This is a genomic window from Nocardioides ochotonae, from assembly GCF_011420305.2.
Taxonomy (GTDB): domain Bacteria; phylum Actinomycetota; class Actinomycetes; order Propionibacteriales; family Nocardioidaceae; genus Nocardioides; species Nocardioides ochotonae.
The window spans coordinates 1,034,770-1,060,217 of record NZ_CP061769.1 but is presented as its reverse complement, the minus strand read 5'-3'; the positions used below and the strand labels follow the sequence as shown (position 1 = coordinate 1,060,217).

The window sequence follows — 25,448 nt, the reverse complement described above, 5'->3', positions numbered from 1 at the left end:
GACCTTCGACCCTCACCCGGCCCGAGTCATCGGGTGAGAGTCGAAGGACCACCCATCCGGAGGAGACTTCCATGCGCGCCGCCGTCGTCACCAGCTTCACCGAGCCCCTGCAGCTGGAGGACCGCCCGGTCCCCACCCCCGGGGACGGACAGATCCTGGTCCGCCTCGAGACCAGCGGGCTGTGCCACACCGACATCCACGCCGCGCACGGCGACTGGCCGGTCAAGCCGAGCCCGCCGTTCGTCCCCGGCCACGAGGGTGTCGGCATCGTCGAGGCCACCGGACCCGGGGTGACCGCGCACGCGGTCGGCGACCGGGTCGCGCTCCCCTGGCTGGGTCACGCCTGCGGGCACTGCGACCACTGCGTGAGCGGCTGGGAGACGCTGTGCGAGCAGCAGCAGAACACCGGCTACTCCATCGACGGCAGCTTCGCCGAGTACGCCGTGGCCGACGCGAACTACGCCGTGCGCGTGCCCGAGGGTGTCGACCCGTTCGACGCCGCCCCGCTGACCTGCGCCGGCGTGACGACGTACAAGGCCGTCAAGGTGGCCCGGGTCCGGCCCGCCGAGCGGGTCGCGGTCTTCGGCATCGGCGGCCTGGGGCACCTCGCCCTGCAGTACGCCCGCCTGGTCGGCGGCGAGGTGATCGCCGTCGACGTCTCCGACGACAAGCTGGCCCTGGCCCGCGACCTCGGCGCCGACCACACGGTCAACGCCGCCACCGAGGACCCGGTCGCCGCGATCGAGGCGCTGGGCGGCGCGGACGTCGCGATCGTGCTGGCGGTGATCCCCGCGGTCTTCGAGCAGGCCTTCGCCTCGCTGCGCCGCGGCGGCCGCCTGGTCTGCGTCGGCCTCCCGCCCGAGCAGGACGGGCCGATGAAGCTGCCGCTGTTCCCCACCGTGCTCAAGGGCATCAGCGTGATCGGCTCGATCGTCGGCACCCGCCAGGACCTCGCCGAGGTCTTCGAGCTGCACGCCCTCGGCCGGACCCGGGTCATCGCGGAGACCCGCTCGCTGGAGGACGTGAACAGCGCGATCGATGAGGTCCTCGAGGGCCGCGCGCCCGCGCGCCTGGTCTTCCGGATGTGAGCGCCGGCGGGTGCCAGTAGCGGAGCGACGTCCGAGAGCGCTCCCATTCGCTCCCATTCCCAGAGAGGGTCACCATGTCCGTCGAGGTTCCCCAGGCCACCTTGAACACCGGCACCCAGATGCCCGTCCTCGGCTTCGGCGTCTTCCAGATCCCACCGGAGGAGACCGAGCAGGCCGTCACCGCGGCCCTGGCCGCCGGCTACCGCCACATCGACACCGCCGCGGCGTACGACAACGAGGAGGCCGTCGGGCGGGCCCTCGCCGCGTCCGGGATCGCGCGCGAGGAGCTCTTCATCACCACCAAGCTGTGGATCCAGGACGCCGGGGAGGAGTCGGCCGCCCGGGCCTTCGACGCCTCGTTGCAGCGCCTCGGCCTCGACCATCTCGACCTCTACCTGATCCACCAGCCCTACGGCGACTACTACGGCGCCTGGCGCACCATGCGCCGGCTCGTGGAGGACGGCGTGCTGAAGGCCGCCGGCGTCTCGAACTTCCACGCCGACCGGCTCGTGGACCTCGCCGAACGCAGCGGGTTCGTCCCGGCGGTCAACCAGATCGAGACCCACCCGTACTACCAGCGCCAGGGCGCCCACGACGTCATGGTCGAGCGCGGCATCCAGCACGAGGCGTGGGGCGGGTTCGCCGAGGGGCGCAACGGCCTCTTCACCGACCCCGCGCTCACCGCGATCGGCGCCGCGCACGAGAAGTCCGTCGCCCAGGTCGTGCTGCGCTGGCTCTTCCAACGCGACATCGTCTCGATCCCGAAGTCGACCAAGCCGGAGCGGATGGCCGAGAACATCGACATCTTCGACTTCGCGCTCACCGACGCGGAGATGGACCGCATCACCGGCCTGGACACCGGGAGCTCGCTGTTCTTCGACCACCGCGACCCCGCGATGGCCAGCAGGCTGGGCGGCGTCCGGATCCACGACTGAGACCGGACGGGCCGCGTGCTCAGGCCCTGTCGGGCGGGAAGCCTCCGGTGGCCACCGGCCCCCACGTGGTCGGGGTGATCCGCAGCAGCGACTTGCCCTGGTCGAGCATCGCCTGGCGGTACTCCGCCCAGTCGGAGTGCTCCCCGGCGATGTTGCGGAAGTACTCCACGAACGCGTCGAGCGCCTCCTCGCCGGCCGTGGCGTCGAGCACGTCGCAGGTGCCGTTGACCTGCACCCACGGGCCGTTCCAGTCCTCGGAGACCACCACGACGCTCACCTCGGGCCGGCGCCGGGCGTTGCGGGTCTTGGCGCGCTCGGGATAGCTGGAGATCACCAGCCGCCCGGAGTCGTCGACCCCGCCGGTGACCGGCGAGGCCTGGGGGCTGCCGTCGGCACGCGTCGTGATGAGCAGCATCCGGTGGCGCGGGCGGACGAACTCGAGCAACCCCTCGAGGTCGACGGGAGTGTTGGTGGCGATCGTGCGGGCCATGGCGGTGACTCGTTTCGGCAGGGGACGTCCGGGCGACTGCTCGGTACCCCGTCGCCCGGCCGTCGGCCCGCTCGCCCCTCCCGCAATCTGGGGACACTGCCGGGGCGGTGGCGCGGGCGCCGCCGTGGGACTGCCTGCGCACCATGTGGATGCAGGGGCGCTGGCGCCGTGCCGTGGTGTCACTGCTGCTCGCCGTCTCCGGCCTGCTCGCCGTCGCGGGCGCCCGGGAGCGCTGGTGGCCCGCGTGCCGACCCGGTGACTTCGACACCCCGCGGTGCCTGGCGCTGCAGGACGACCGATACGACTTCACGGCGATGCCCGAGTCCTGGGTCCCGGTCGGCCAGGCCGCGGAGCTCGCCGGGGCGTCGTACGCCGCGCTGGCGCTCGCGGTCGCCCTGCTGCCCTGGCTCCTGCTGCGCGCCCGCCCGCCGGTCGCCGCGGCGGCGGGTCTCCTGCTCGGCGGGACGCTGCTCCCGGTCGCCGCGGCCCTCTGGCTCTCCGGACGCGCCGGGGAGGTCGTGGACGTTCCCCTGGTGTCGGCGTCGGCGCTGGGCTGGGCACTGCTGTGGCCGGTGGCGGCGATCGCCGTGGTCGCCACCCTCCTTGCACCGGTCCTGCTCGGCTACGTCTCCCACGACACCACTCCCTGGACCGAGGCGGTCACCGGTGGACTGCTCGTGCTCGCCGCCCTGGTCGCCTGGCCCGCCACCGGGCCCCGGCGCCGGGCGACCCCGCGGCCCAGCACCGGGACCCAGCCGCTCGTGCCGGTCCCCCAGACGGGATCCTGAGCGAGCGCCGAGCGGGCGCCAGACGGGCGCGCGTCACTGCGCAACTGCTGGGAGAAGCACCGCGATCCGGCAGCGGGCGGTGTTTCGCCCAGCAACTGCGCCGAAGAACACCGACCCGTGAGCGGCCGAAACGCCCCCGCCGTACCGCCCCCGCGTGGGAGCATGACGCCGCATGGCCACGCGGGTGCCGATCCCCCGCAACCGTTGGGGGGCGGGGCCGGGACGGGGAGCGTGAACGCGGTGACTGCTCTGAAGCCTGCCGTGCCGTCCGCCGCGACGCTGCACGCGCTCAGCCGGTTCAGCTATGGCTGGACGCCGACGCTGGGCCGGGAGATCACGAAGGCCGGCGGCTTCGGCCGGTGGTTCGACGCCCAGCTGGCGGCCGGCTCCGACGACGCGTTCACCCGCACCTCGGCGACCTGGTGGACCTCCGTGAACGCCTCCCCCGCCGTGCTGTGGCGCCGCCACGAGAGCGAGGTGGAGCCGCTGTGGCAGGCCGACGCCAACTACCAGCGCTGGGTGCTCGCGCGCCGCATCCACTCCCCGCTCCAGGTCCGCGAGGTGATGACCGAGCTGTGGGAGCACCACTTCCACGTCACCAGCGAGGGATCCGGGACCGCCCTGTTCCGCGCCGACTACGGCAGGCAGATCCGCGCCCGGGCGCTGGGCCGGTTCGCCGACCTGCTGCACACCGCGATCACCCACCCCGCGATGGGCGTCTACCTCGACAACGCCTCCTCCACCGCCAAGGCCCCGAACGAGAACCTCGGCCGCGAGCTGCTCGAGCTGCACACCGTGGGCGTCGGCGCCTACACCGAGGCCGACGTCAAGGACTCCGCGCGGATCCTCACCGGCTACCGCGTCGACACCTGGAACACCTGGAAGGTCTCCTACGACCGCGACTCCCACGCCGTCGGGCGGGTGCGGGTGCTCGACTTCACCGACGCCAACTCCTCGACCGACGGCCGGCCCACCACCCGTCGCTATCTCGATCACCTGGCCCGGCACCCGCGGACGGCGGAGATGGTCGCGCGCAAGCTCGCCACCCGGTTCGTCGTCGACGCCCCGCCCGCCGCGCTGGTACGCCGCCTGGCCGGCGTCTACCTGGCCCACGACACCGCGATCGTCCCGGTGCTGCGCGCCCTGCTGGCCTCCCCGGAGTTCAAGGCCGCGCGCGGCAAGAAGGTGCGCACGCCCACCGACGACGTCGTCGCGACGTACCGCGCGCTCGGCGTCCGGATCACCCGGCCGCGGCACGACGAGTCGGCCGCGAACGCGATCCTGTGGCAGTGCGGCAGCCTGGGCAGCCAGCCGTTCGCCTGGCCGCGGCCCGACGGGCTCCCCGACCAGGCCTCCGCCTGGGCGACCGCGCCCCGGTTCCTCGCGTCCCTGGACGCCCACTACTCGATGTGCGGCGGGTGGTGGCCGAAGAAGAACGCGACGTACCGGACGCCGGCCTCGTGGCTGCCGCTGACCGCCAAGCGGCGCTCGGTCCGCTTCGACCAGCTCGTCGACCACCTCTCCCGCACCCTCACCGGGCGCCCGGCCGGCCGCAAGCTGCAGCGGGTCGCGCGACAGGCGACCGGCTGCCGTCCGGCGGAGCGGATCTCGCGCACCCATCCGCTCGTGAAGTGGAACATGCACCGCCTGCTCACGGTCTTCCTCGACTCCCCGACCCACATGAGCAGGTGACGACGATGACCGCTCCCCACGCCCGCTCGGGCCACCCCGCGTCCTGCGCGGAGTTCACCGCGCTCTCGCGCCGCGGCTTCCTGCGCACCGCCGCGCTCGGCGGTGCCGCCCTGACCACCAGCGCCGCGTTCGGCACCGCCGTCGTCGAGACGTCGTACGCCGCGCCGCGCCCGGCCTCCTCGGTGATGGTCGTCCTCTCGATGCGCGGCGCGGTCGACGGGATGAGCCTGGTGGTGCCGCACGGCGACCCGACGTACTACACCGCGCGGCCGCGGATCGCGATCCCGGCGAGCCAGCTGCTGGTCCGCGACGGCTTCTTCGGGCTGCACCCGGCGATGACTCCCCTGCTGCCGCTGTGGAACAGCGGGCGGATGGCCGCCGTCCACGCCACCGGCCTGGCCGTGCCGAACCGCTCCCACTTCTCCGCGATGGAGGCAGTCGAGGACGCCGATCCCGGCTCCTCCGCCCGGGTCGGCTGGCTCAACCGGCTGATCGGCCGCGAGACCCCGGTGCACCCGCTGCGGGCGGTGCAGGTCGGCGCCACCGTGCCGCCGGCCTCGCTGGTCGGGCCGGTGCCGTCGATGGCGCTGTCCAGCATCGACGCGGTGCGGCTCGCCGGGCACGACAAGTGGGACACCCAGCACCGGCGTCCCGGGTCGATGCGGACCATGTGGTCGGGGGTCGCGGGCCCGCTCGGCACCGCGGCGCGCACCGCGTTCACCGCCGTGGACGACTTCCGGCCCGTGCAGGCGACCAGTGCGGCGCCGGGGAACGGCGCCTCCTACCCGAAGGGCGACCTGAGCGCGGCGCTCGCCGCCGCGGCCCGCACCATCCGGGGCGACGTGGGCGCCGAGGTGATCACGATCGACCACGGCGACTGGGACCACCACTCCGGGCTGGGGACGCTGGCGTGGGGCTCGATGCAGGCGATGACCAAGGAGCTCGCGGCCGCGCTCGCGGCGTTCTTCACCGATCTCGGACCGGCGGCCGCGAAGGTCACGGTGGTGACGATCTCCGAGTTCGGGCGCCGCACCCGCGAGAACGCCTCCTTCGGCCTCGACCACGGGCACGGCAACGCGATGCTGCTGCTGGGCGCCGGGGTGAAGGGCGGCTACTACGGCACCTGGACGCCGCTGCGCGGCACCAGCGACGACGACCTCGCGGTCACCACCGACTACCGCAGCGTGCTCGCCGAGGTGGTCACCCGTCGCCTCGGCGCGTCCGCGGCACGGGTGTTCCCGGGCTTCTCCCCCGAACCGGTCGGCGCCGTCACGTCGCTGTGAGGCGCCGGATCCGCAGCAGCGCGACCGCCACCACGCCGAGGTAGGGCGCGCCCCACCACGGCACGCTCATCTCGACGCGGCACCGCGACGGCCCGCGCGCGAGCACGACGTGCTCGGTGGCCGGTGCCCCGGCGACCCGCCATGACCAGGCGCGCACCGCGTCGCCCGCACGCCAGTCCTCGATGCGGAACCGCAGCCACACCCCGAGCGATGCCTGCACCTCGCCGGTGGCGCCCGCGGACAACAGGTGCGTGCCGTCGTCGAGGCGCGCGCCCCGCACCGTGGGCCCCCAGCGCGGCCAGCAGCGCACGTCGACCAGCTGCTCCCAGGCCCGCTCGGCCGGTGCGTCGACGTCGATGCCCAGGCGCGGCCGCATGTGCCGACGGTACGACCCAGCCCCGCAGGTCACGCGCCGGTCAGCGCCGCCAGGTCGCGCCACCACGAGAGCCGGTTCGGGCGCCCGTCGTAGTCGCGGCGCTGGTTGGCGCCGCTGGTCCCGGGCAGGACGAAGACCTGCGCCGGGCCGACGTACCAGTCCTGGACGCCGAGGTGCGGACGTCCGCGACGGCCCAGCGCCCGCGACGCCTCGTGGGCCACGCCCTTGCTGGTGAACGCCAGCCACTCGGGCTGCCACTTCTCCATCTTCGCGACCAGGTCGTCGATCTCCACCCAGCGCGGGTCCCAGTGCCCGGCGAGGTCGGTGAGCCCGTAGCCGAGCTCGGCGACCAGGTGGTCCTCCTCGGGACGCAGCCGGCGCGGCGAGAGCCCGCTGAGGTGCAGCGACTCCCAGAAGCTGTTGCCCGGCGACTCGTAGTAGTGGTCGCGCAGCTTCGTCGACTCCGCCCCGGCCAGGCCGCAGAAGACCACGACCGGGTCAGGGCCGACGATGTCGGGAAGGATCTCCACGCCCCCACTCTGCGTGGTGGCCCCAAGGCGCTGTCCCTCATCCCCGATCTCGGGTATCTCGAGCGGCCCTTCCCCTGCTCGCCTCATTCTTTCGGGTGGTGACCGACCCCGCCGATCGACGGACGGTGGAAGGACGTCCAGCCGCTTGCGGGCGGAGCAAAGGGGTGCAGTCATGGTCTCGTCGAAGTCGGTGTCAATGTCCTCGAGCCTGCGGCGGCTCCTCGCCCCCGCGGTCGCCACGGGGCTGCTGGTCGCCGGGTTGTCCGTCACCTCCGGCACCCCGGCGAGCGCGGCACCACCTCCGGCGCAGGTGCGGCAAGGCCCGGCCCAGGCCGACGAGCCGTGGCTCGACCGCGAGCAGCCCGCCGCTCGGCGGGCCCGCGCCCTGCTCTCCCGGATGACCCTGGCGCAGAAGGTTGCCACGATCGACCAGAACTCCGGCACCGGTGTCCCGGCGCTCGACGTACCGCCGATCCGCAGCATCGACGGCTGCTGCGGCGTGACCGGCACGGTGCCCACCACGGCCATGCCCGCCGGGATCGCGCTGGCCTCGACCTTCGGGCCGGCACAGGCCCGTTCCTACGGCAGGGCGATCGGCGAGGAGGCCTACAAGACCGGCTTCAACAGCATCGCCGGCCCGACGATGGACCTGCTCAAGACGCCGTTCAACGGGCGGATGTGGGAGTCCTTCGGCGAGGACCCGCTGCTGAACGGCGCCCTGGCGACCGCCCAGGTCAATGGCGAGGAGAGCAACGACGTCTGGGCGATCCCGAAGCACTACAACCTCAACAACCAGGAGACCCGCCGCGGCCACGTGAACGCCCAGGTGGGCGAGCGGGCGCTCAACGAGGTCTACACCCGGCCCTGGGAGATGATGGTGCAGCACGCGAAGCCGGGAGCGGTGATGTGCTCGTTCAACCGGGTCAACGGCCGCTACGCGTGCAGCAACGCCAGGCTGATGCGCAACACCTTGAAGGGCCGTCTGGGCCTGGACGGCTACATCACCTCGGACTTCGACGCCGGCCACGGGTTCGGCGACTACGCGGCCGGCCTCGACGTCTCCGGCCCGACCGAGACCTGGGCCGGTGCGGCTCTGGTCGAGGCGGTCCGCAACGGCGTCGTCCCGCGCTCGCGGGTCAACGACGCCGCCTTCCGGGTGCTCTACACGATGATCGAGTCGGGGGTCTACGACAACCCGCCCCCGGGCGCCACCACCGTCCCGGCCCCGCCCCAGCCCACCATCGACCAGGCCACCCTCGACGAGCACGACGGCCTCGCGGCACGGATCGGAGCGGCCAGCGCAGTGCTGCTGAAGAACCAGGGGCAGGCACTCCCGCTCGCTGCCGACGACCTGGACTCCCTGGCAGTGATCGGCGCGGACGCCGACTACTACATCGCCGGCGGCGGCGCGGGCGCCGTCGCCAACCCCGCCAATCTGACCACGATCGTGGACGGCATCACCGCACGCGCCTCGGGCGTCGACGTCAGCTACTCCGCCGGGGTCGACTCACCCGGCCTCGGGGACACCATGCCCGGACCGGCCCCGGTCCCGTCGGGCTCGCTCGCACCCGACACCGGCTCCGGTGACGGGCTGCGTGGGCAGTACTGGACCAACCCCACCTTCGCGGGCGCCCCGTTCGCCACCCGCGTGGACACCCAGGTCAACATCCGCACCGGCATCGGTTCGGACTTCAGCAGCACCTCGCGGGTGAGCGGGATCGGCTCGCCGCTCAACCTGGCCCCGATGTCGGCCCGCTGGACCGGGACGATCACGGCCCCCGCGGACGGCACCTACCGTCTGTCCTTGAGCCACCTCGGCACCGCCCGGCTCTACGTCGACGGCGAGCTGCTCATCGACGACCCGGGCAGCACCTACGGCACCCAGGACACAGCGGTCGAGATGACCGCCGGCGAGGCCCGCGACGTGCGCATCGAGTACGTCGCAGACGTGGCGAACCAGTTCAACGGCGGCCTCAACGACCAAGCGGGACCGATGATCCGGTTCGGCTGGACGATGCCCGACGACGCCCTGGCCCCGCGGATGGAGCGCGCCGTCGCGGCCGCGGAGGACGCCGACGTCGCGGTGGTCGTCGTTCGCGACTACACCAGCGAGGGCTCCGACCGCGGGACGCTCACGTTGCCGCAGGACCAGGACCGCCTGGTCCGCGCGGTCGCCGCTGCCAACCCGCGCACGGTCGTGGTCCTGGCGACCAGCGGGCCGGTACTGATGCCGTGGCTCGCCGACGTACCCGCCGCCGTCCAGGTCTGGTACGGCGGGCAGGCGCAGGGCCGCACGGTGGCCAGCACCCTCTTCGGGGACGTCAACCCCTCGGGCAAGCTGCCGGTGACCTTCCCGGCCACCGAGGCCCAGGTGGACCGGATCGGCGCGCGCAACCCGTTCCGCCACCTCAACATCGTCAACCCCACCGACCGCTACGAGGAGGGCGTCTTCGTCGGCTACAAGGGCTACGACAAGGCCGGCCTCCGCCCGCTGTTCCCCTTCGGGCACGGGCTCTCCTACACCCAGTTCCGCTACGGCAACCTCCAGCTGCGCAGCACCGGCCGCGGGCAGAGAGCGGCCGTGGTGGCGACCTTCCGGGTCCGCAACGTCGGCTCGCGCGCCGGCACCGAGATCGCTCAGGTCTACACCGGCAAGCTGCCGCGCGTGACCTCGCCGCGTCGTTCCCTCGCCGGGTTCGCACGGGTGCAGCTCGAGCCCGGCGCCGCCACGACCGTGCGGGTACGGCTGGACCGTCGCGCCCTGCAGTCCTGGAAGCCTCGTCGCGACGCCTGGGTGACGGCGCGCGGCGGGCGGTCCATCTCGGTGGGCACCTCCTCTCGCGACATCAGCCTCACCAAGCGGGTGCGGGTCCGGTAGGGCTCGGCGCGCCGGTGGCGTCCGCTCAGAGGTCGAACTCCCCCGGCGCGAGGCTGCGCAGCACGCAGAACTCGTTGCCCTCCGGGTCGGCCATCACGATCCACGACTCCGCCCCGGTCTGGCCCACGTCCGCCGATCGCGCACCCAGTCGCTCGAGCCTCGCGACCTCCGCCGCCTGGGTGGTGTCGATCGGTGAGAGGTCGAGGTGCAGGCGGTTCTTGGCCGCCTTTCCCTCCGGCACCCGCGCCAGGAAGATCGACGGAGCCAGCGGCCCACGCCGTACGGCGGCGAGGAGCTCAGCGTCCGCACCGCGGGCCGGGCCGATCTCGACCAGGTCGTCGGTGGCGTCGAGGACGCCGTACCCGAGCGCGGCGCACCAGAACTGCGCGAGCTGCCCCGGGTCGGCGCAGTCGATGTTGATCTCGGTGAGTCGAGAGGTCATGCCTCCCGACTCTCCTGCGTCAGCGGCTGTTTGACCAGACCGACCCGCGTCGGCCGACCTCGAGCAGCCGCTCCCCCAGCCGCTGCACGGCGCGCGGCCCGACGTCGAGTCGCTGCGCCCGCCGCGCCGAGGCGCTCGAGACGTTCGCGCGGTGCGCGACCCAGGCCGCGGGGTCACGGAACCCCTCCGCGTCCGCCACATCGTCGGCGCACGCCATCGCCCGCGCCTCGAGCGCCCGCACCCGTGAGGAAGCCCGCGCGATCAGCAGGAGCACCTCCCGTTTGTCGGTCAATGACAAGAACGTCGGATCCAGCTTCACGAGCTCGTCGAGATCGACACCCAGGCGCTCGGCACCGGCGACACAGGGACGAACCAGATCGGCCATCGCCGACTCCGAGATCAGAGCCGGACAGGTGCTGGCATTGCTCTGATCGCACTCCTGTTCGAAACGGATCGGAAGGGGCGCGGGCGTACTGTCAGGAATGTTGGTCGGCCCGAGCAACGACTCCACCGACGAGAGGACCACCCATGAACAGCATGACGCCCTACCTGTGCGTGAGGGACGCGCGAGCCGCGATGGACTGGTACGCCGGCGTCCTGGGCGCCCACGTGGCCGACGGCCCGATCCTCATGGACGACGGCCGCGTCGGACATGTGGAGCTCGACGCGGACGGAGCGCGGTGGATGATGGCCGACCCGTTCCCCGACCTCGGGGTCGAGGCGCCAGACCCGGCCGGCGCCACGCCAGTGACGCTGCACCTCGGCGTGCCCGATGTCGACGCCCTGGTCGCCAGGGCGCTCGACGCCGGCGCCAGGCTGGACCGCTCCCCCGAGGACGGACCGGGTGGCCGGGTCGCCGTCCTCCGCGACCCGTTCGACCACCGGTGGATGCTCAACGGCCCGAGCCGCACCTAGGGCGCACACCCGACCTCGCCCCCTCGCGAGGACGACCAACATGACGCGTTCGCGCCAACGGCAGCACTGCCACGCCGTAGTGTCAGCGCCGACGTCGAAGGTCGAGCGCACGGTCGGGAGCATCATGAGAGTCACCACCACGCGCGTGGTCCCACTGCCCCCTGAGCCAGCGTGGAGCCTGCTGTGCGACTCCCGGCTCCAGCTGCGCCCTCTATGCCCGATCTTCTTCCTCGGCACGCCCCGCCCGCACGAATGCGCGCTGCCCTCGGGCGAGGGTGCCGTCGGCGCGGAGCGCGAGTGCCGCTCGGAACAGGGCACCGTCCACCAGCGCATCACAGTCTGGGAGCCGCCCCGCCGACTGCGCTTCCACATGGAGTCGACCAGCCTCGGCTTCGGGCGATACCTCGACCAACTCACCGACGAGTTCACCCTGACCCCGCACCCGGCAGGCACGGCGATCAGCCGCACGACGACCGTGCGAGCGCGGGGATGGCTCAAGCCGGCGCGGTACGCCATGGTCTTCGTCGGCCTCAAGTCGGTGCACCGGTTCGTCTTCCGCAACTGGCAGACCTCCCCCACCGCCGCCTCTGCGCTCCGGGACTAGCCCAACAGGTCCGACCAACCCGTCGGCTCGATTAAGTCCGACAGCCGCCGCGCACGCACCTCGTCGGCGACCCAGGAACTGCTCTGCTTCGAGGTTCTTGTCAAAGTGACACTATCCGATTATTGTCTTCATGACACCAACCGCAGGAGGTCACGATGCCCACCACGATCGCCGCCCCGGCCGCCGGCCGGACCCTCGACGTCCAGCCCGCTGCGAGCACCGCGCTGCTCACCGACCAGTACGAGCTGACGATGCTGCGCGCGGCGATCGCCAACGGGACCGCGCAGCGCTACTGCGTCTTCGAGGCCTTCGCCCGCCACCTGCCGCGCGGTCGCCGCTACGGCGTCGTCGCCGGGCTCGACCGGATCCTGGAGGCGGTGGAGTCGTTCACCTTCTCCCCCGACCAGGTGCTCTCGCTGCTCGAGCGCGAGGTCATCGACATCCCCACCGCGAGGTGGCTCTCGGGCTTCCGCTTCACCGGCACCATCCACGCCTACCCCGAGGGCGAGCTGTACGTCGGCGGCTCCCCGGTGCTGCGGGTGGAGGGCAGCTTCGGCGAGTGCGTGCTGCTCGAGACGCTGATCCTCTCGATCCTCAACCACGACGTCGCGATCGCCTCGGCGGCCTCGCGCATGGTCAACGCCGCCGGCGGCCGCAGGCTGCTGGAGATGGGCTCGCGCCGCACCCACGAGGAGGCCGCCGTGGCCGCGGCCCGGGCGGCGTACGTCGCGGGGTTCGACGCGACCAGCAACCTGCAGGCCTGCTACCGCTACGGGGTCCCCGCCGTCGGCACCAGCGCCCACGCCTTCACCCTCGCCCACGACACCGAGGCCGAGGCGTTCGCCGCCCAGGTGGCCACGCTCGGGACCTCGACCACGCTGCTGGTGGACACCTACGACATCGAGCAGGGCATCCGCAACGCGGTCGAGGCCGCCGGGCCCGCCCTCGGCGGGGTGCGCATCGACTCCGGCGACCTGGGTGCCGAGGCCGTGCGCGCCCGCCGACTGCTCGACGAGCTGGGCGCCCCCGGCGCCAAGGTCGTCCTCACCGGCGACCTGGACGAGTACCGCATCGCCGACCTCGCCGATGCCCCCGTGGACGTCTACGGCGTCGGCACCCGCCTGGTCACCGGCTCGGGCCACCCGACCGCCTCGATGGTCTACAAGCTGGTCGCGATCTCCCCCGACGAGACCGACCGCGACCTGCGCCCGGTCGCGAAGAACGCCCCCGGCAAGGCGTCCGTCGGCGGCCGCAAGACCGCTCGCCGCCTGCTCGACGACCGCGGCGTCGCCGTCGGCGAGGAGGTCCTCCCCGAGGACGCCGGCCGCCGCCCGGGCGCCGCCCAGCGCCGCGGGCGTGACCTGCAGGTGCTCGCCTACGCCGACGGGGTCCGCCTGCACCGCCCGACCCTCGAGCAGAGCCGGGCCCTGCACCGTCGGGCCCTGGCCGAGCTCGACCCGGCCGCCCTCGACCTCGCCGACGGCCCCGCCGCCTTCGGCGCCTGACCCACCCCACGAGAGGAACCCGTCATGACCACCGCGCTTCTCATCGTCGACGTCCAGCCCACCTTCTGCGAGGGCGGCGAGCTGCCCGTGACCGGCGGCAACGCCGTCGCCGAGGCCGTCGCCGCCCACCTCCGCGCGACCCGCGCCGACTACGACGTCGTCGTCACCACCCAGGACCGCCACGTGGACCCCGGCGCCCACTTCTCCGACGCGCCCGACTTCGTGGACAGCTGGCCCGCGCACGGCGTCGCCGGCACCGCGAACGCCGAGATCCACCCGGCCACCGCCGCGGCGCTGGCGGCCGTTGGCGGCGCCGACCTCACGATCTTCAAGGGCGCGTACGCCGCGGCGTACTCCGGCTTCGACGGCACGGACGAGACCGGCACCCCGCTCGCCGAGGCGCTGCGCGAGCGCGGCGTGGACGCCGTCGACGTGTGCGGCATCGCCGAGAGCCACTGCGTGAAGGAGACCGTGCTCGACGCCCTGAGGGCGGGCCTGCGCACCCGGCTCCTGGTCGACCTGACCGTCCCGGTGACCGCGGAGCTCGGGGCCGCGGCCCGTGCCGAGATGCTCGCCGCCGGCGCCGAGGAGGCGCGCACCGGTCTCGGCCTGGACCGCTGAGCCGAGCACCACATGGGCACCATGAGCCCAGACGCCCCGATCCCGCCCGACCCGAGGAACCCGATGCGCCCGACCGACCGGCTGCCCGCCTACGTCCCCGAGAGCGAGGAGGAAGCGGCCTACCTGCGCACCTACGACCCCTCGTCGTACCCGAGCACGTTCACCACCGTCGACATCATCGTGCTCACGATCCGCAACGGCGAGCTGTCCCTGCCGCTCGTCAAGCGCAAGGGGTTCCCCTACCGCGGCCGGTGGGCGCTGCCCGGCGGGTTCGTCGAGCCCGAGGAGACGTTGTACGACGCCGCGCTGCGCGAGCTTCAGGAGGAGACGGGGATGACCAGCCCGCGCGGTCACCTCGAGCAGCTGCAGACCTACGGCGACCCGCACCGCGACCCGCGGGCCCGGATCATCTCGGTGGCCTACCTCGCGATGATCCCGGGCCTGGAGACGCCGCGGTACGGCTCCGACGCCGAGGACGCACGCTTCTGGGCGGTGCGCGACCTGGTCGACGAGCAGGTCGCGCTGGCCTTCGACCACGCCCGGATCCTCGCCGACGCGCTCGAGCGGGCCGCCGCCAAGCTGGAGTACACGACCCTGGCGACCGCCTTCTGCGAGCCGACGTTCACCCGCGGCGACCTGCGCCGCGTCTACGACATCGTCTGGGACACCAAGCTGCCCGCGCCCAACTTCCACCGCAAGGTCTCCAAGTCCCCCGGCTTCGTCGAGGAGCTCCCCGACAAGCGGCCCTCCGGCCCGTCCGGCGGCGCCCCGAGCGCCCTGCTGCGCGCGGGCGGCGCGACCACCCTGCACCCCCCGATCCTGCGACCCCACCGCGGCCGGCTCTACGAGGGCCGCCTCGACACCGGGACGCTCGTGCGCACCGGTCCCAGCACCGACCCCGGCCCCAGCACCGGCACCAGCACCCCCGAGACCGAGGAGCAGTCATGAGCGCCCTGCAGCAGGAGATCATCGAGACCCTTCGCGTCGCCGGCTCGATCGACCCGCACGCCGAGGCCGAGCGACGCATCGCCTTCCTGGCCGACTACCTGATCCGCTCCGGGGCGAGCGGCTACGTGCTTGGGATCAGTGGCGGGGTCGACTCGACGGTGGCCGGCAGGCTCGCCCAGGAGGCCTGCCGGCGCGCCGGCGGCACCTTCACCGCCGTCCGGCTGCCCTACCACTCCCAGCGCGACGAGGCCGACGCCCAGGCCGCACTGCGCTTCATCTCCCCCGACCGCACGGTCACCGTCGACATCGGCGCCTCGGTCGACGCCATGCAGGCCGCCGTCGCGACCGGCATCGAGGGAGTGCTGCCGCCGGTCACCCGGGCCGCCGAGGACTTCAACCGCGGCAACGTCAAGGCCCGCGCCCGGATGATCGCCCAGTACGCCGTGGGCGCGCACGCCTCCTCCCTCGTGGTCGGCACCGACCAGGCCGCGGAGGCGGTGATGGGGTTCTTCACCAAGCACGGCGACGGCGCCTGCGACGTCGCCCCGCTCACCGGGCTCACCAAGGCCCAGGTGCGCGAGGTCGGCACCGCGTTGGAGGCGCCCGCCGACCTGGTCGAGAAGACGCCCACGGCCGACCTCGAGGACGACCGTCCCGGCCTCCCGGACGAGGAGGCCTACGGCATCACCTACGCCCAGATCGACGCCTACCTCACCGGCGAGGACGTCGGCGAGGACGTGGCCGGGATCATCGAGTCCGCCTACGCGCGCACCCGCCACAAGCGCGAGCTCCCCGCGGCCCCCGCGGCCCCCGCGCGGGGATGACCTGACCGGTCCCTCCCGGGCGCTCGACACCCCGCCGAGGTTTCCTCGGGGGCGCGGCCGGGCAGGGGCCATGGTCCGACCACGCAACAGCAGCATCACCGCAGAGCCAGGAGGCGCTTGGCGATGGGCGTTCGCTACAACCCACCACCGAACTGGCCGCCGCCGCCGACCGGCTGGACTCCCCCGCCGGGCTGGCGCCCGGACCCCGCCTGGGGCCCGCCGCCGCCCGGCTGGCAGCTGTGGGTGCCGGGGCCCGCGGCGTACGCAGGTCCACCGGCACCGGCACCGGCCCCGGGCTGGACCCCGGCCTTCGCGGCGAACAACAGCGGCACCACGATGGTCGCGGTGGCAGCCGCCACGTGCGGGCTGGCCGGGTTCGTGCCGCCACTGTGGGCTGCGCGGCAGCGCCCGCACGACGCCCCCTTCCGCAAGCGGATGTTCGCCACCGCGGGCGGCCTCGCCGCACTCGAGGTCGTCGGGATCGTCCTGACCTCGACGGCGGACGTGGACGAGCGCCAGACCCCCACGGGGCTCGCCGCCGACCTCGGCGCGATCGCGCTGCTCATCAACCTGGTCCTCGCGGTCACCGTCGCGGTGCTGCTGCGCAACACGCAGCCCAGCGAGGACCTCCCCGGGGTCGCGGAGGAGCTCGCGCGTCGTCGGCTGCGCGAGGAGTACCGCGCCCTCGCCCGGCGCGACCCATCCCTCGCACGCAACCTGCGGGTCGGCCGCCCGGACCTGCCGCGCAACCTCGACGACGGGGGCCTGCTGGACCTCAACGCGCTTCCCGCGGACCAGCTCGAAAGGTTCGCCGCGCTCTCCCCCGCGGAGGCGACCAGCGTGGCCGACGCACGCCACCAGCTCGGCCGGTTCACCAGCCTCAACGAGCTCGCGCTCTACGCCGACCTGTCCGAGACCACCACGGCCATGCTCAGCGAGCACGCGGTCTTCATCTGAGACCGCGTGCTCGCGGCCGGCGCGTCAGCGCTTCCTGCGGACCGGCTCGGCCACGACCACCTGGTACTTCGTGTAGTGGAAGCGCCCGTTGGCGTAGCGGACCCGGTTGGTGCAACTGATCAGCACCAGCCGGTGGGCGCCGGTGGTCTGGAAGAACCGGTGCGGCAGCTTGCGGGTGCGGGGGTACGTCGAGGTGCCGGTCACCCGGTAGCGGTAGCTCTTCCCGGCGCTGGTCACCGCGACCACCTGGCCCCGCTGCGCGCGGCGCAGGCCCCACATGGCGCCCGGGCGGTCGCTGCGGTCCGAGACGTGCCCGGCGATGATCGCGGTGCCGATCGTGTCGCCGTACCCCGCGGACTTGCGCAGCCAGCTGGTCACGTCGACATCGGCGGGCAGCCTCATCTCCCCGCGGGCGATGGTCGTGGGGATGACCGTGGCGTCCAGGCCGAAGCCCGGGCCCCGCACCACCGTCGACGCCCGCCGCTCGGCGCCGAGGCCCGGAAGGACCCCGGAGAACCCGCCGTTGACCGCCGGGACGGGGTACGACGGCTTCGCGACCGTCGTCGTCTCCGAGGCCAGCCCGCAGCGGCTGGTCGCGGCCGTGTTGGCAGCCGTGGCCCGCGTCGTCACCCGCCAGGTGTAGACGCCCGGCTCGTTGATCCGCACCGACGCGGTGCGGCTCCAGCCGGCGCTCGCGCGCCACCGGACGGTGCGCACCAGCTTGCCCGGCCCGCAGGTCGCGGCCGCCCGCGACGTGAACGGCCCGTAGAGGCGGGCGGTCGCCGGGACCGAGGTGCCGCGCGCGAGCCGGGTCACGCGGACCCGGTCGTGGAAGGCCTCCCCGGGCGTGACCCGTGTGTCGGAGGTCCGGGTCGCGATCTCGGGCTCGGCGGGCGGGCGGATCGTGACCACCGCGTTGTCCGGGCCGGACGAGGTGGGCTCGCCGAGGGGGTCGGTGCCGGTGGCCCGTGCGGTGTTGCGCAGCCGGCGTGCGGACAGGTCGGCCGCCCGCACGACGTAGACACTGGTGCAGGTGACGCTCGCCCCGGGAGCCAGGCTGCTCGCGGCGGGCGGGCAGGTCGGCGTCGGCAGGTTGCCGGCGCCGGTGAACCGGCCCTCCACGACCGCGACGGCGCTGAGCGGCACGTCGCCGGTGTTGGTGATGCGGAACCGGTAGGTCACTCTCTCCCCAGCCGCGGAGACCGTGCCGGGACGCGCGGTCTTCACGATCGTCAGCGCGGGTTCCTCCGAGCCGTTGACGGTCGCGGAGTCGGAGTTGTTGGTCGGGTCGGGGTCGTACGGGACCCCGTCGGACCGGTCGGAGTCCGCGGTGTTGGTCAGCGCACCGGTCTGGGCGACGCGGGCCACGATCTGCAGCTCCGCCTGGGGATCGGTCGCGGGCAGGTCCGCGGGATCGAGGTCGCCGATGCTCCAGACCCCCGTGTCCGGGTCGTAGGTGCCGAGCGTCGCGGTGCTGCTGACGTAGGTGAGCCCGGCGGGCAGGAGGTCGTCGACGGTGACGTCCTCAGCCGCGTCCGGGCCGAGGTTGCGGACGCCGACGGTGAAGGTGACGGTCTCGCCGACCACGGCGGTGGGGTCGTCGACGGTCTTCTCGACGGCGATGTCGGCAGCCGGGACGAACAGCTCGGCGTTGTCGGTGTTGTTGCTCGGGTCCGGGTCGTCGACCCGGGACTCCTGGATCGCGACCAGGTTGCGGTAGTTCCCCGACGCGTCGGCACTGATGAGGACGGACACCTCCAGCGTCGCCGTTGCCCCTGCCTCGAGCCGCGGGATGGTCCAGATGCGGTTCGCCTCGTCGAAGGTCCCGTTGTCGGTGGTGTGCCCGGTGATGTTGGCCTGGATGAGCGCGGGGTCCTCGGTGACCGTGTCGTCGGTGGCGTTGGGGCCGTTGTTGGTGATCGTGATCGTGTAGACGACCGTGTCCCCCGGCTGGGCCACCGGCTGGTCGACGGTCTTGGTGATCGCCAGGTCGGCGAGCTCCACGAACGTCGCGGTGGCCGAGGCGGAGTTGTTGGTCTCATCGACGTCGCGCTGGTCGAGGGTGCTCAGGCCGACGGTGTTGCTGCGCTGCCCGACGACGGTGCCGGTGGCCCGGATCGTGAGGGTGGCGCTCGCCCCGACGGCGAGCGAGTCGAGGCTCCACGTGCCGGTCTCGGGGTCGAACGTGCCGTCGCCGGTGGACGAGACGTAGGTCAGCCCCTCCTCCAGGACGTCGTCGAAGACCACGTTGGTGGCCGCCGTCGCGGGTGCCCCCGCGACGGCGTTGTTGGTCGCGGTGACCGTGAACACCACGTCTTGGTCCAGCGGGACGGCCGAGACGTCCTCGTCGCCGTCGGGACGGGCGACGTCCTTGGTGACGGCCACGTCGACCGCCGGTCCCAGGGTGGTGACGGTGGCCGAGGACTCGTTGTCGGCCGGGGTGGGGTCGTCCAGCAGCGGCGCGGCCACGGTGACGACGTTGACCTTGGTGCCCTCGGTGTCGAGCCGCGCGGTGATGGCCAGCGTGGCGCTCGCCCCGGAGGCCAGCGTGCCGACGTCCCAGCGCCCGCCAGGGAGGTCGACGGTGCCCTGCGAGGGGGTGCTGTCGAGGATCGTGATCCCCTCCGGGCCGGTGTCGGTGACGAAGACGTCGCGCACGGTGTCGGGTCCCCGGTTGAGGACCGTGACCGTGTAGGTGACGGTGTCGCCGACGACGGTCTCCTCGTCGGAGACACCCTTGACGATGGCGAGGTCGGCGATGGGGGTGCGTACGTCGACGCTCGCCGACGCGGAGTCGTTGGCGCTGTTGATGTCGGTCGGTGACACGCTGGCGATGCTGACGGCGTTGGTGAAGGTGCCCGGGGCGGTGGTGTCGAGGACGAAGTCGTACGTCGCGGACGCCCCGACGGCGAGGGCGCCGATCGTCCAGATGCCGCTGGCCGGGTCGTAGGTGCCGGTGCCGCCGGAGTCCCCGGGTCGGTAGGTCAGCCCCGGGGGCAGCTCCTCGGTCACGGTGATGCCGGTGCCGGGACGCGGCCCCAGATTGGTGACGGTGACCCGGAACGTGACCGGCTCCCCCGCCGCGACCAGCGCGGACCCGATGACCTCCTTGGTCACCGCCAGGTCGAGGGCCGCGGGGTTCAGGGTCACCGTGTCGCTGTTGTTGGCGGCGTTCGTGTCCAGCTGGTCCAGCCTGGTCAGGCTCGCGGTGTTGGAGACCACCCCGTTGGTGTCGACCCGGGCGGTGATCGTGAGGGTCACGGCGTTGCCGACGGCCAGGTTCGGGATCGACCAGGCGCCGGTGCCGGCGGCGTACGTCGACGGTTGAGGACCGGCCGTGCTCGAGGTCAGCAGCGCCAGGCGCCCCTCGGGCAGCAGGTCGGTGATGAGGACGTCGGTGGCGATCGCCGGACCATTGTTGGTCGCGGTGATGGTGAAGGTGACCGTGTCGCCGACCGCCGGCTCGGGGTCGTCGACGGTCTTGGTGACCGCGATGTCGGTGTTGACGCCGATGCTGGCCTGCGCCTCGGGCGACTCGACCTCCTGGCCTGCCGGGGTCTCCCCCGTCGCGACCGCGGTGTTGACGATGCTCCCCGACGGGTCGGCCTGCCTGGTGTCGACGGTGTAGGTGCCGATGCACGTGGTGGAGGCCCCGGGCGCGAGCACGTTGACCTCGCACACGAGCGCCTCCGAGGAGACCCGGTCATCGGCGACGGAGATGTTGGTGATCGTGGAACCGCCGGTGTTGGTCACCGTGTAGAGGTACTCCACCTCCTGGCCCGCCTCGTACGGTCCCGGGGTCTGCACCTCCTTGTCCAGGTCGAGCTCGGAGACGAGCGGCACCGTGACCGTGGCCTCCGGCGACGTGATCGGGTCGCCGGCGGGATTCTGCGCGGTGGCCGTCGCGACGTTGACCACCTCCCCGGCCTCGACGTCGGCGGCGGTGACCGTGTAGGTGCCTCGACACACGGTGGTCGACCCGGCCGCTGGCGCTGGGACCAGGGTGGTGTCCTCACAGGTGATCGGCCCGGTGACGGTGTCGTCGGCGATCGACAGGGCCGACAGGGGTTCCTGCCCGGCGTTGGTCACGGTGTACTGGTAGGGAATGACGGTCCCCGCGGTGATCACGGCCGGAAGCGCCCCGGCGCTGCGGTCCACCTGCTTCTCCAGCTGCAGCTGTGCGAGCGGGTTGACCGAACGCACGACCGCGTTGCGGATCAGGTGGACGTCGGTCTGGCCGCCAGTGGAGCCCGAGAGCCCGAACTTGTAGGTGCTCGGCAGGTCGGCCGGTGCCGGGATGTCGAGCTCGGTGATCCACGGGCTGTTGGGGTTGCTGGGGTTGTAGCGGACCTGGACGATGATCCGCGGGTCGGGTGCCGGGGTGACGGTGATGTTCACCTGGCGCCAGGACGCCGCGAGGGTGCGGGCGCGCAGGGTCCCGTCGCCGCCGTTGAGGGTCGTGCCGGGATCGTCCGGGTCTGCCGGGTTCTCCGGGGTGGTCGAGGCGAGGTAGCAGTAGCCGGTCGCACCGTCCCCGGGTCCGCGCACGGTGATCACGTTCGGGGCCACGGCGCCCTCTGCCGTCGAGGGCGAGCGCTCGCTCTCGGGGCAGCCGCGGCCCCGCCCCTCGCCGTCGTCGTAGTAGTTGCCGAAGGCGTCCAGGCCGACGCCGAGCACGCCGCCCGCGACGCCTGGCTCCGTGACGTCGTCGATGATGCGCTGGGCGTAGCCCAGGCTCCCGCCCGGCGCACCGGTCTCGGTCAGGTCGGTGGAGCCGTCGACGAGGAAGAACCCGATGCCGTCGGCGCCGGTGCCGCCGTACTGGAACTGGTCGAAGGTGATGGTCACGCCGGCGGTGGCCGGGATCGGGCTGTTGTAGAGCACGCTGCCGGCCCGCTGCGTGGTCGTGTCGGTGAGCTGCAGGTAGCCGGGGGTGACGCCGAGGCCCGGCACCGGGCCAGTGCGGTGCGTCGCGCAGGTGGGGATCTGGGCCGCACCCGCCGGCGGCGCGGTGATGGCCCCGGTCAGGCAGGTGTCGCCCTGCACCGTCCACGCCGGGTCCGCCACCGAGCGGCCGGTGAACGTCTCGTCGACGATCGTGGTCCCACCCGTCGGCGGGTCCGCGGACGCCGGCAGCTGGGCCGCGTCGACGATGGACAGTGTGGCTACGGCCATCCCGCACGCAGCGGTCATGGCAGTCAGTCGTCGAAGATTCACCATCGCCTACTCCCGAGTCAGGCCCCCGCACTTCTCACTGTGAGCCCCATCACGCATATCCACAACCCGTGCGGGGGTCTCGGTCCCTTCGCCGAGTCGGCGCGTGTGGTTGCGCCGCGGCGTGGGCAGGCCGCCACGGCTGTCTGCGACAGTGGCGACCGTGACCGACCACGGACTGCGCGGGAGCGGGCTGCCGGCGGCGGACCTGCGCTCCCCCGCCGGCCTGCTGGCGCTTCGCTCACTGCCGGGAGTCGGCGATCAGCACGCCATCCGGCTCGCCACCGTCTTCGGCACCGCGGAGGCGTTCAACGCCGCGTCACCGCAGGAGCGGCGCGCGGTGGCCGGCCTCGCGGTGGACCGCCAGGTCCGGGTCGTGCCGGTGGACGCCAGCGACGGATCGGCGCGGACCCTTGGCTACTTCGACGCGGGCTATCCTGCCGCGCTTCGGGACATCGCGGACCCGCCGGCGGTGCTGTGAGTCCGCGGCTCGCTGCCGGACCCGTCGCGGCGGATCGCCGTGGTCGGCACCCGCGCGGCCACCGCGTGGGGCGCACGGACGGCCGAGCGCATCGCGACCGCGGCGGCGCACGCGGGCGTGAGCGTCGTGTCCGGCCTCGCGCTCGGCATCGACATCGCCGCCCACCGTGCCGTGCTGCGCGCCGGCGGGCACACGACCGCCGTGCTGGGATCGGGCCTCGACCGGGTCTCCCCCGAGGGGCACCGGGCCGACGCCGAGCGGATCGTCGAGGCCGGAGGCTGCCTGCTCAGCGAGCAGCTCCCGGGCACGCCGGCCGGCACCCGCTCGCTGGTCGCGCGCGACCGCCTCCAGTCCGGGCTCTGCGCCGCGACGGTGCTCGTCCAGTGCGGGCCGACCTCGGGGGCGATGGCGACGGCCCGCTTCACCGTCGAGCAGGGCCGGATCCTCGCGATCCCCGCCGTACCGGACGGCCCGGAGCGCCGCGACCCCGAGAACGCCGGCAGCCTCGCGCTGCTCGCCGGTCACCCGGCCCCGCGCCTGCTGTCCTCGTCCCACGACCTCGCCGAACTGCTGGACGCCGTCTCCTAGCGGGGCCAGGACGCCTCAGGCGGCCGGCCCCTCCACGGCGTCGACCGTCGGGTCGACGAAGAAGTTGTCGCGGAACAGGCCCGTGGGGTCGTAGCGGCGCTTCAGCTCGCGCAGCCGGGCGAGGTGGGCGGGCGGGAACGCCCGCTCGAGCCACAGCGGCCCGGTGCCGGTCTCGAAGCTGAGGTAGCTGCCGGACAGGTGCGGGACCAGCCGCTCCCAGGCCGCGTCGAACGCCGGGCCGGTGCCGAAGCCGGAGAGCGAGAACGCCGCGTTGCGCCCGGCGTACGCCGTGGCCGCGCTCGCGACGTCGGCGACCGCGCCGCCGACCGCGCGGATCGAGAAGAAGTACGACGTGCCCGCGTCGAGCAGGTCCGCGACCTCGGCCGCGAGCGCGGGCGAGAGGTGGTCGGCCAGGCCCGAGTGGGAGTGCGGCTCGCCGCGGCCGCGCTGCGGGTCGTCGCTGCTGAACAGCCCCATCACCTGGTCGTACGTCGTGAGCACGGCCTGCTGCTCCAGCAGCGGCGCGATCTCGGCGATCGGCTGGAGGCGCGCGATGACGGTGTCGGGGTCCTCGGAGTCGACGACCAGCATCGCCTGGGCGACCCGCGCGCCGTCGCGCCGCGCGCCGAGGACCACCTGCCCCGTGACGCTGCGGTCCGCCGCCTCCAGCTCCCGGCCCCACCGCTCCAGGAAGGCAGCGGTGTCGCTGGCGTCGAAGGCGAGCTGGGCGAAGGCGATGGTGCCGACCCGGGCGGCGGTGACCTCGAAGGAGGTGGCGATGCCGAAGTTGGCGCCGGCGCCCCGCATGCCCCAGAACAGGTCGGTCTCCTGCTCGGCGTCGGCGCGGACCACCCGGCCGTCGGCGAGCACCATCTCGACAGCTGTCACGTGGTCGATGGTCAGCCCGTGGCTGCGGGCGAACCAGCCGATGCCGCCTGCGGTCGCGAGCCCGCCGACGCCCACGCCGCCGTAGTCGCCGCTGCTGATCGCGAGCCCGTGCGGTGCGAGCACGCGCGCGACGTCGGCCCACCGGGCACCGGGTCCGAGCCGGACCCGACCCGTGTCGGGGTCGAGGACCTCGATGCTGTCGAGCGCACTGACGTCGATGACCAGGCCGCCGCGGTTGAGCGAGCGACCGGAGATGCCGTGCCCGGCGCTGAGCACGCCGAGCGGCAGCTCGCGGTGCCCACGGGCGACGGCGACGGCGCTCCGCACCTCGGCGACGCTGCGCGGCCGGAGCACCAGGCCGGGGGCCCCGCCGCGCAGGTAGCTGGAGGTGTAGCGCGCGTACGCCGGGTCGCCCGGCTCGACCGCGCGCTCGGCGAGGTCGGCGGGCAGGTCGTCGTACCCGATGCCGGGGAGGCGGCGCGCCAAGGCGGAGGTGCGACGGACCCGGCCGCGCTCGCGCACACCGGAGCTCGCGCGGGCCTCGGCGACGCGCTCGCGCACGTCGCCGGTCAGCGCCGCGAAGCGCCGCAGCCCGCCCTCGTCGTCACCCACCACGATGAAGGTGCTGACACCGTCCTCGACGGCGAGACGCACCAGCTCGTCGGCGCCGGTGTCGGGACCGACGTTGAGCAGCCGCACGATCTCGGCGGGATCGCGACCGGCGTCGCGGGCGGCCTCGTCGATCACCCCCATGCCGCGGGCGAGGTCGCCGGGCTGGAGGTAGGCCATCGACGGCAGCCAGCCGTCGCCCGCACGGCCGATCAGGCGCAGCATCCGCGGCTTGAGCGCCCCGAGCCAGATCGGCACGTCGTGCGCGGGCGCCGGCCCGCGCTTCGCGCCGCGGACCCGGTGGTGGGCGCCGTCCACGGCGAGGACCGACCGGTCGGCGGTGTCCCACACGCCGCGGATGATGGTGAGCGCCTCGGCGAGCGCGTCGACCGACTCCCCGGGAGTCAGGCGGGTCCCGCCGTACGCCTCGATCGCGTCCCAGAATCCCCCGGCACCCAGCCCCAGCGCGACCCGGCCCCCGGAGAGCAGGTCGAGGCTGGCGACCGACTTGGCGAGCACGGCCGGCTGGCGCAGCGGCAGGTTCAGCACGTTGCCGCTGAGCTGGATCCGCTCGGTGCGCGCCGCGGCGTACGACATCAGCGTCCAGGTGTCGAGGAACGAAGGCTGGTAGGGGTGGTCCTGGAACGTTGCCAGGTCGAGGCCCAGCTTTTCGCTGAGGACCGCGAGCTCGACCGGCCGCTGGGGCGAGGCGGCCGTCGGCGTGATGAAGGATCCGAAGCGCAGGGGGTGACCGTAGTCGGGCATGCGCCCAGCATCCGCCGCCCGGCGCCC

At 73.4% G+C, this 25,448-nt stretch carries 22 protein-coding genes; 15 read left to right on the top strand and 7 right to left on the bottom strand.

The features are described 5' to 3' along the window. Positions 1-71 precede the first annotated feature (71 nt). On the top strand, positions 72-1,088 hold the full coding sequence (gene adhP / locus HBO46_RS05220) for an alcohol dehydrogenase AdhP (RefSeq protein ID WP_166140045.1): 1,017 nt from the start codon (positions 72-74) through the stop codon (positions 1,086-1,088). Between the two features lie 74 nt (positions 1,089-1,162). Beyond that, complete coding sequence (locus tag HBO46_RS05215) at positions 1,163-2,023, top strand: aldo/keto reductase (protein ID WP_166140046.1); 861 nt, start codon at positions 1,163-1,165, stop codon at positions 2,021-2,023. 19 nt (positions 2,024-2,042) lie between these two features. On the opposite strand, the gene HBO46_RS05210 is transcribed toward HBO46_RS05215, so the two are convergent. After that, positions 2,043-2,513 (bottom strand): PPOX class F420-dependent oxidoreductase, encoded by a 471-nt coding sequence (locus HBO46_RS05210; protein ID WP_166140047.1) that lies wholly within the window; start codon positions 2,511-2,513, stop codon positions 2,043-2,045. Between the two features lie 107 nt (positions 2,514-2,620). Here HBO46_RS05210 and HBO46_RS05205 point away from each other — a divergent pair, with 107 nt between their 5' ends. From HBO46_RS05205 to HBO46_RS05195, 3 genes are all read left to right on the top strand, one after another. Continuing rightward, complete coding sequence (locus HBO46_RS05205) at positions 2,621-3,301, top strand: hypothetical protein (protein ID WP_166140048.1); 681 nt, start codon at positions 2,621-2,623, stop codon at positions 3,299-3,301. 240 nt (positions 3,302-3,541) lie between these two features. Beyond that, the gene (locus HBO46_RS05200) at positions 3,542-4,993 is read left to right on the top strand and encodes a DUF1800 domain-containing protein (RefSeq protein WP_166140049.1); all 1,452 of its coding nucleotides are present in this window, start codon (positions 3,542-3,544) and stop codon (positions 4,991-4,993) included. Positions 4,994-4,998: 5 nt separating this feature from the next. Continuing rightward, on the top strand, positions 4,999-6,276 hold the full coding sequence (locus HBO46_RS05195; RefSeq protein ID WP_166140050.1) for a DUF1501 domain-containing protein: 1,278 nt from the start codon (positions 4,999-5,001) through the stop codon (positions 6,274-6,276). On the opposite strand, the gene HBO46_RS05190 is transcribed toward HBO46_RS05195, so the two are convergent. Together HBO46_RS05190 and HBO46_RS05185 are read right to left on the bottom strand one after the other, a co-directional pair. Continuing rightward, the gene (locus HBO46_RS05190) at positions 6,263-6,652 is read right to left on the bottom strand and encodes an SRPBCC family protein (RefSeq protein WP_166140051.1); all 390 of its coding nucleotides are present in this window, start codon (positions 6,650-6,652) and stop codon (positions 6,263-6,265) included. The genes HBO46_RS05195 and HBO46_RS05190 overlap by 14 nt on opposite strands. A 29-nt stretch (positions 6,653-6,681) precedes the next feature. Next, the gene (locus tag HBO46_RS05185; protein WP_166140052.1) at positions 6,682-7,182 is read right to left on the bottom strand and encodes a mismatch-specific DNA-glycosylase; all 501 of its coding nucleotides are present in this window, start codon (positions 7,180-7,182) and stop codon (positions 6,682-6,684) included. A gap of 196 nt (positions 7,183-7,378) precedes the next feature. Between HBO46_RS05185 and HBO46_RS05180 the strand changes: the two genes are divergently transcribed. Next, positions 7,379-10,060 (top strand): beta-glucosidase, encoded by a 2,682-nt coding sequence (locus HBO46_RS05180; RefSeq protein ID WP_166140053.1) that lies wholly within the window; start codon positions 7,379-7,381, stop codon positions 10,058-10,060. Between the two features lie 25 nt (positions 10,061-10,085). Here HBO46_RS05180 and HBO46_RS05175 read toward each other — a convergent pair whose 3' ends face one another. Together HBO46_RS05175 and HBO46_RS05170 are read right to left on the bottom strand one after the other, a co-directional pair. Further along, complete coding sequence (locus tag HBO46_RS05175) at positions 10,086-10,502, bottom strand: VOC family protein (RefSeq protein ID WP_166140054.1); 417 nt, start codon at positions 10,500-10,502, stop codon at positions 10,086-10,088. 19 nt (positions 10,503-10,521) lie between these two features. Next, positions 10,522-11,028, bottom strand: coding sequence for a hypothetical protein (locus tag HBO46_RS05170; protein ID WP_166140055.1), 507 nt, complete (start codon positions 11,026-11,028; stop codon positions 10,522-10,524). A 2-nt stretch (positions 11,029-11,030) separates the two neighbouring features. Between HBO46_RS05170 and HBO46_RS05165 the strand changes: the two genes are divergently transcribed. The 7 genes from HBO46_RS05165 (at position 11,031) to HBO46_RS05135 (ending at position 16,876) form a co-directional block, all read left to right on the top strand. Continuing rightward, on the top strand, positions 11,031-11,417 hold the full coding sequence (locus HBO46_RS05165) for a VOC family protein (protein WP_166140056.1): 387 nt from the start codon (positions 11,031-11,033) through the stop codon (positions 11,415-11,417). 124 nt (positions 11,418-11,541) lie between these two features. Continuing rightward, positions 11,542-12,021 (top strand): SRPBCC family protein, encoded by a 480-nt coding sequence (locus HBO46_RS05160; protein WP_166140057.1) that lies wholly within the window; start codon positions 11,542-11,544, stop codon positions 12,019-12,021. A gap of 155 nt (positions 12,022-12,176) precedes the next feature. Further along, positions 12,177-13,526, top strand: a complete 1,350-nt coding sequence (locus tag HBO46_RS05155) for a nicotinate phosphoribosyltransferase (protein ID WP_166140058.1) — start codon at positions 12,177-12,179, stop codon at positions 13,524-13,526. 24 nt (positions 13,527-13,550) lie between these two features. Beyond that, positions 13,551-14,147 carry an isochorismatase family protein gene (locus HBO46_RS05150; protein WP_166140059.1) on the top strand — a complete coding sequence of 199 codons (597 nt, stop codon included), beginning with the start codon at positions 13,551-13,553 and terminating at the stop codon, positions 14,145-14,147. A 63-nt stretch (positions 14,148-14,210) separates the two neighbouring features. Then, positions 14,211-15,095: an NUDIX hydrolase gene (locus tag HBO46_RS05145; RefSeq protein ID WP_224769382.1), complete on the top strand. Its 885-nt coding sequence runs from the start codon at positions 14,211-14,213 to the stop codon at positions 15,093-15,095. Continuing rightward, positions 15,092-15,919 (top strand): ammonia-dependent NAD(+) synthetase, encoded by an 828-nt coding sequence (gene nadE / locus HBO46_RS05140; protein ID WP_166140060.1) that lies wholly within the window; start codon positions 15,092-15,094, stop codon positions 15,917-15,919. The genes HBO46_RS05145 and nadE overlap by 4 nt, the downstream gene beginning before the upstream one ends. 123 nt (positions 15,920-16,042) lie before the next feature. Continuing rightward, complete coding sequence (locus HBO46_RS05135; protein WP_191480202.1) at positions 16,043-16,876, top strand: hypothetical protein; 834 nt, start codon at positions 16,043-16,045, stop codon at positions 16,874-16,876. Between the two features lie 24 nt (positions 16,877-16,900). Here HBO46_RS05135 and HBO46_RS05130 read toward each other — a convergent pair whose 3' ends face one another. After that, positions 16,901-22,069: a DUF7507 domain-containing protein gene (locus HBO46_RS05130; protein WP_166140061.1), complete on the bottom strand. Its 5,169-nt coding sequence runs from the start codon at positions 22,067-22,069 to the stop codon at positions 16,901-16,903. Between the two features lie 184 nt (positions 22,070-22,253). Here HBO46_RS05130 and HBO46_RS05125 point away from each other — a divergent pair, with 184 nt between their 5' ends. Together HBO46_RS05125 and HBO46_RS05120 are read left to right on the top strand one after the other, a co-directional pair. After that, positions 22,254-22,571 carry a hypothetical protein gene (locus HBO46_RS05125; protein ID WP_166140062.1) on the top strand — a complete coding sequence of 106 codons (318 nt, stop codon included), beginning with the start codon at positions 22,254-22,256 and terminating at the stop codon, positions 22,569-22,571. Between the two features lie 12 nt (positions 22,572-22,583). Then, entirely contained in the window at positions 22,584-23,159 is a 576-nt protein-coding gene (locus HBO46_RS05120) for a DNA-processing protein DprA (protein WP_243732114.1), read from the top strand. Between the two features lie 15 nt (positions 23,160-23,174). Here the strand turns inward: HBO46_RS05120 and HBO46_RS05115 are convergent, their stop codons facing one another. Then, positions 23,175-25,421, bottom strand: coding sequence for an LLM class flavin-dependent oxidoreductase (locus HBO46_RS05115; RefSeq protein WP_166140064.1), 2,247 nt, complete (start codon positions 25,419-25,421; stop codon positions 23,175-23,177). Positions 25,422-25,448 lie beyond the last annotated feature (27 nt).

Excerpts from the sequence above, each read along its gene's own strand:
- HBO46_RS05215 (WP_166140046.1), top strand. The coding sequence starts at position 1,163 with ATGTCCGTCGAGGTTCCCCAGGCCACCTTGAACACCGGCACCCAGATG.
- HBO46_RS05175 (WP_166140054.1), bottom strand. The coding sequence starts at position 10,502 with ATGACCTCTCGACTCACCGAGATCAACATCGACTGCGCCGACCCGGGG.
- HBO46_RS05115 (WP_166140064.1), bottom strand. The coding sequence starts at position 25,421 with ATGCCCGACTACGGTCACCCCCTGCGCTTCGGATCCTTCATCACGCCG.
- HBO46_RS05135 (WP_191480202.1), top strand. The coding sequence starts at position 16,043 with ATGGGCGTTCGCTACAACCCACCACCGAACTGGCCGCCGCCGCCGACC.
- HBO46_RS05195 (WP_166140050.1), top strand. The coding sequence starts at position 4,999 with ATGACCGCTCCCCACGCCCGCTCGGGCCACCCCGCGTCCTGCGCGGAG.
- HBO46_RS05165 (WP_166140056.1), top strand. The coding sequence starts at position 11,031 with ATGAACAGCATGACGCCCTACCTGTGCGTGAGGGACGCGCGAGCCGCG.
- adhP (WP_166140045.1), top strand. The coding sequence starts at position 72 with ATGCGCGCCGCCGTCGTCACCAGCTTCACCGAGCCCCTGCAGCTGGAG.
- HBO46_RS05155 (WP_166140058.1), top strand. The coding sequence starts at position 12,177 with ATGCCCACCACGATCGCCGCCCCGGCCGCCGGCCGGACCCTCGACGTC.
- HBO46_RS05160 (WP_166140057.1), top strand. The coding sequence starts at position 11,542 with ATGAGAGTCACCACCACGCGCGTGGTCCCACTGCCCCCTGAGCCAGCG.
- HBO46_RS05210 (WP_166140047.1), bottom strand. The coding sequence starts at position 2,513 with ATGGCCCGCACGATCGCCACCAACACTCCCGTCGACCTCGAGGGGTTG.
- HBO46_RS05190 (WP_166140051.1), bottom strand. The coding sequence starts at position 6,652 with ATGCGGCCGCGCCTGGGCATCGACGTCGACGCACCGGCCGAGCGGGCC.
- HBO46_RS05150 (WP_166140059.1), top strand. The coding sequence starts at position 13,551 with ATGACCACCGCGCTTCTCATCGTCGACGTCCAGCCCACCTTCTGCGAG.
- HBO46_RS05180 (WP_166140053.1), top strand. The coding sequence starts at position 7,379 with ATGTCCTCGAGCCTGCGGCGGCTCCTCGCCCCCGCGGTCGCCACGGGG.
- nadE (WP_166140060.1), top strand. The coding sequence starts at position 15,092 with ATGAGCGCCCTGCAGCAGGAGATCATCGAGACCCTTCGCGTCGCCGGC.
- HBO46_RS05145 (WP_224769382.1), top strand. The coding sequence starts at position 14,211 with ATGCGCCCGACCGACCGGCTGCCCGCCTACGTCCCCGAGAGCGAGGAG.
- HBO46_RS05130 (WP_166140061.1), bottom strand. The coding sequence starts at position 22,069 with ATGACCGCTGCGTGCGGGATGGCCGTAGCCACACTGTCCATCGTCGAC.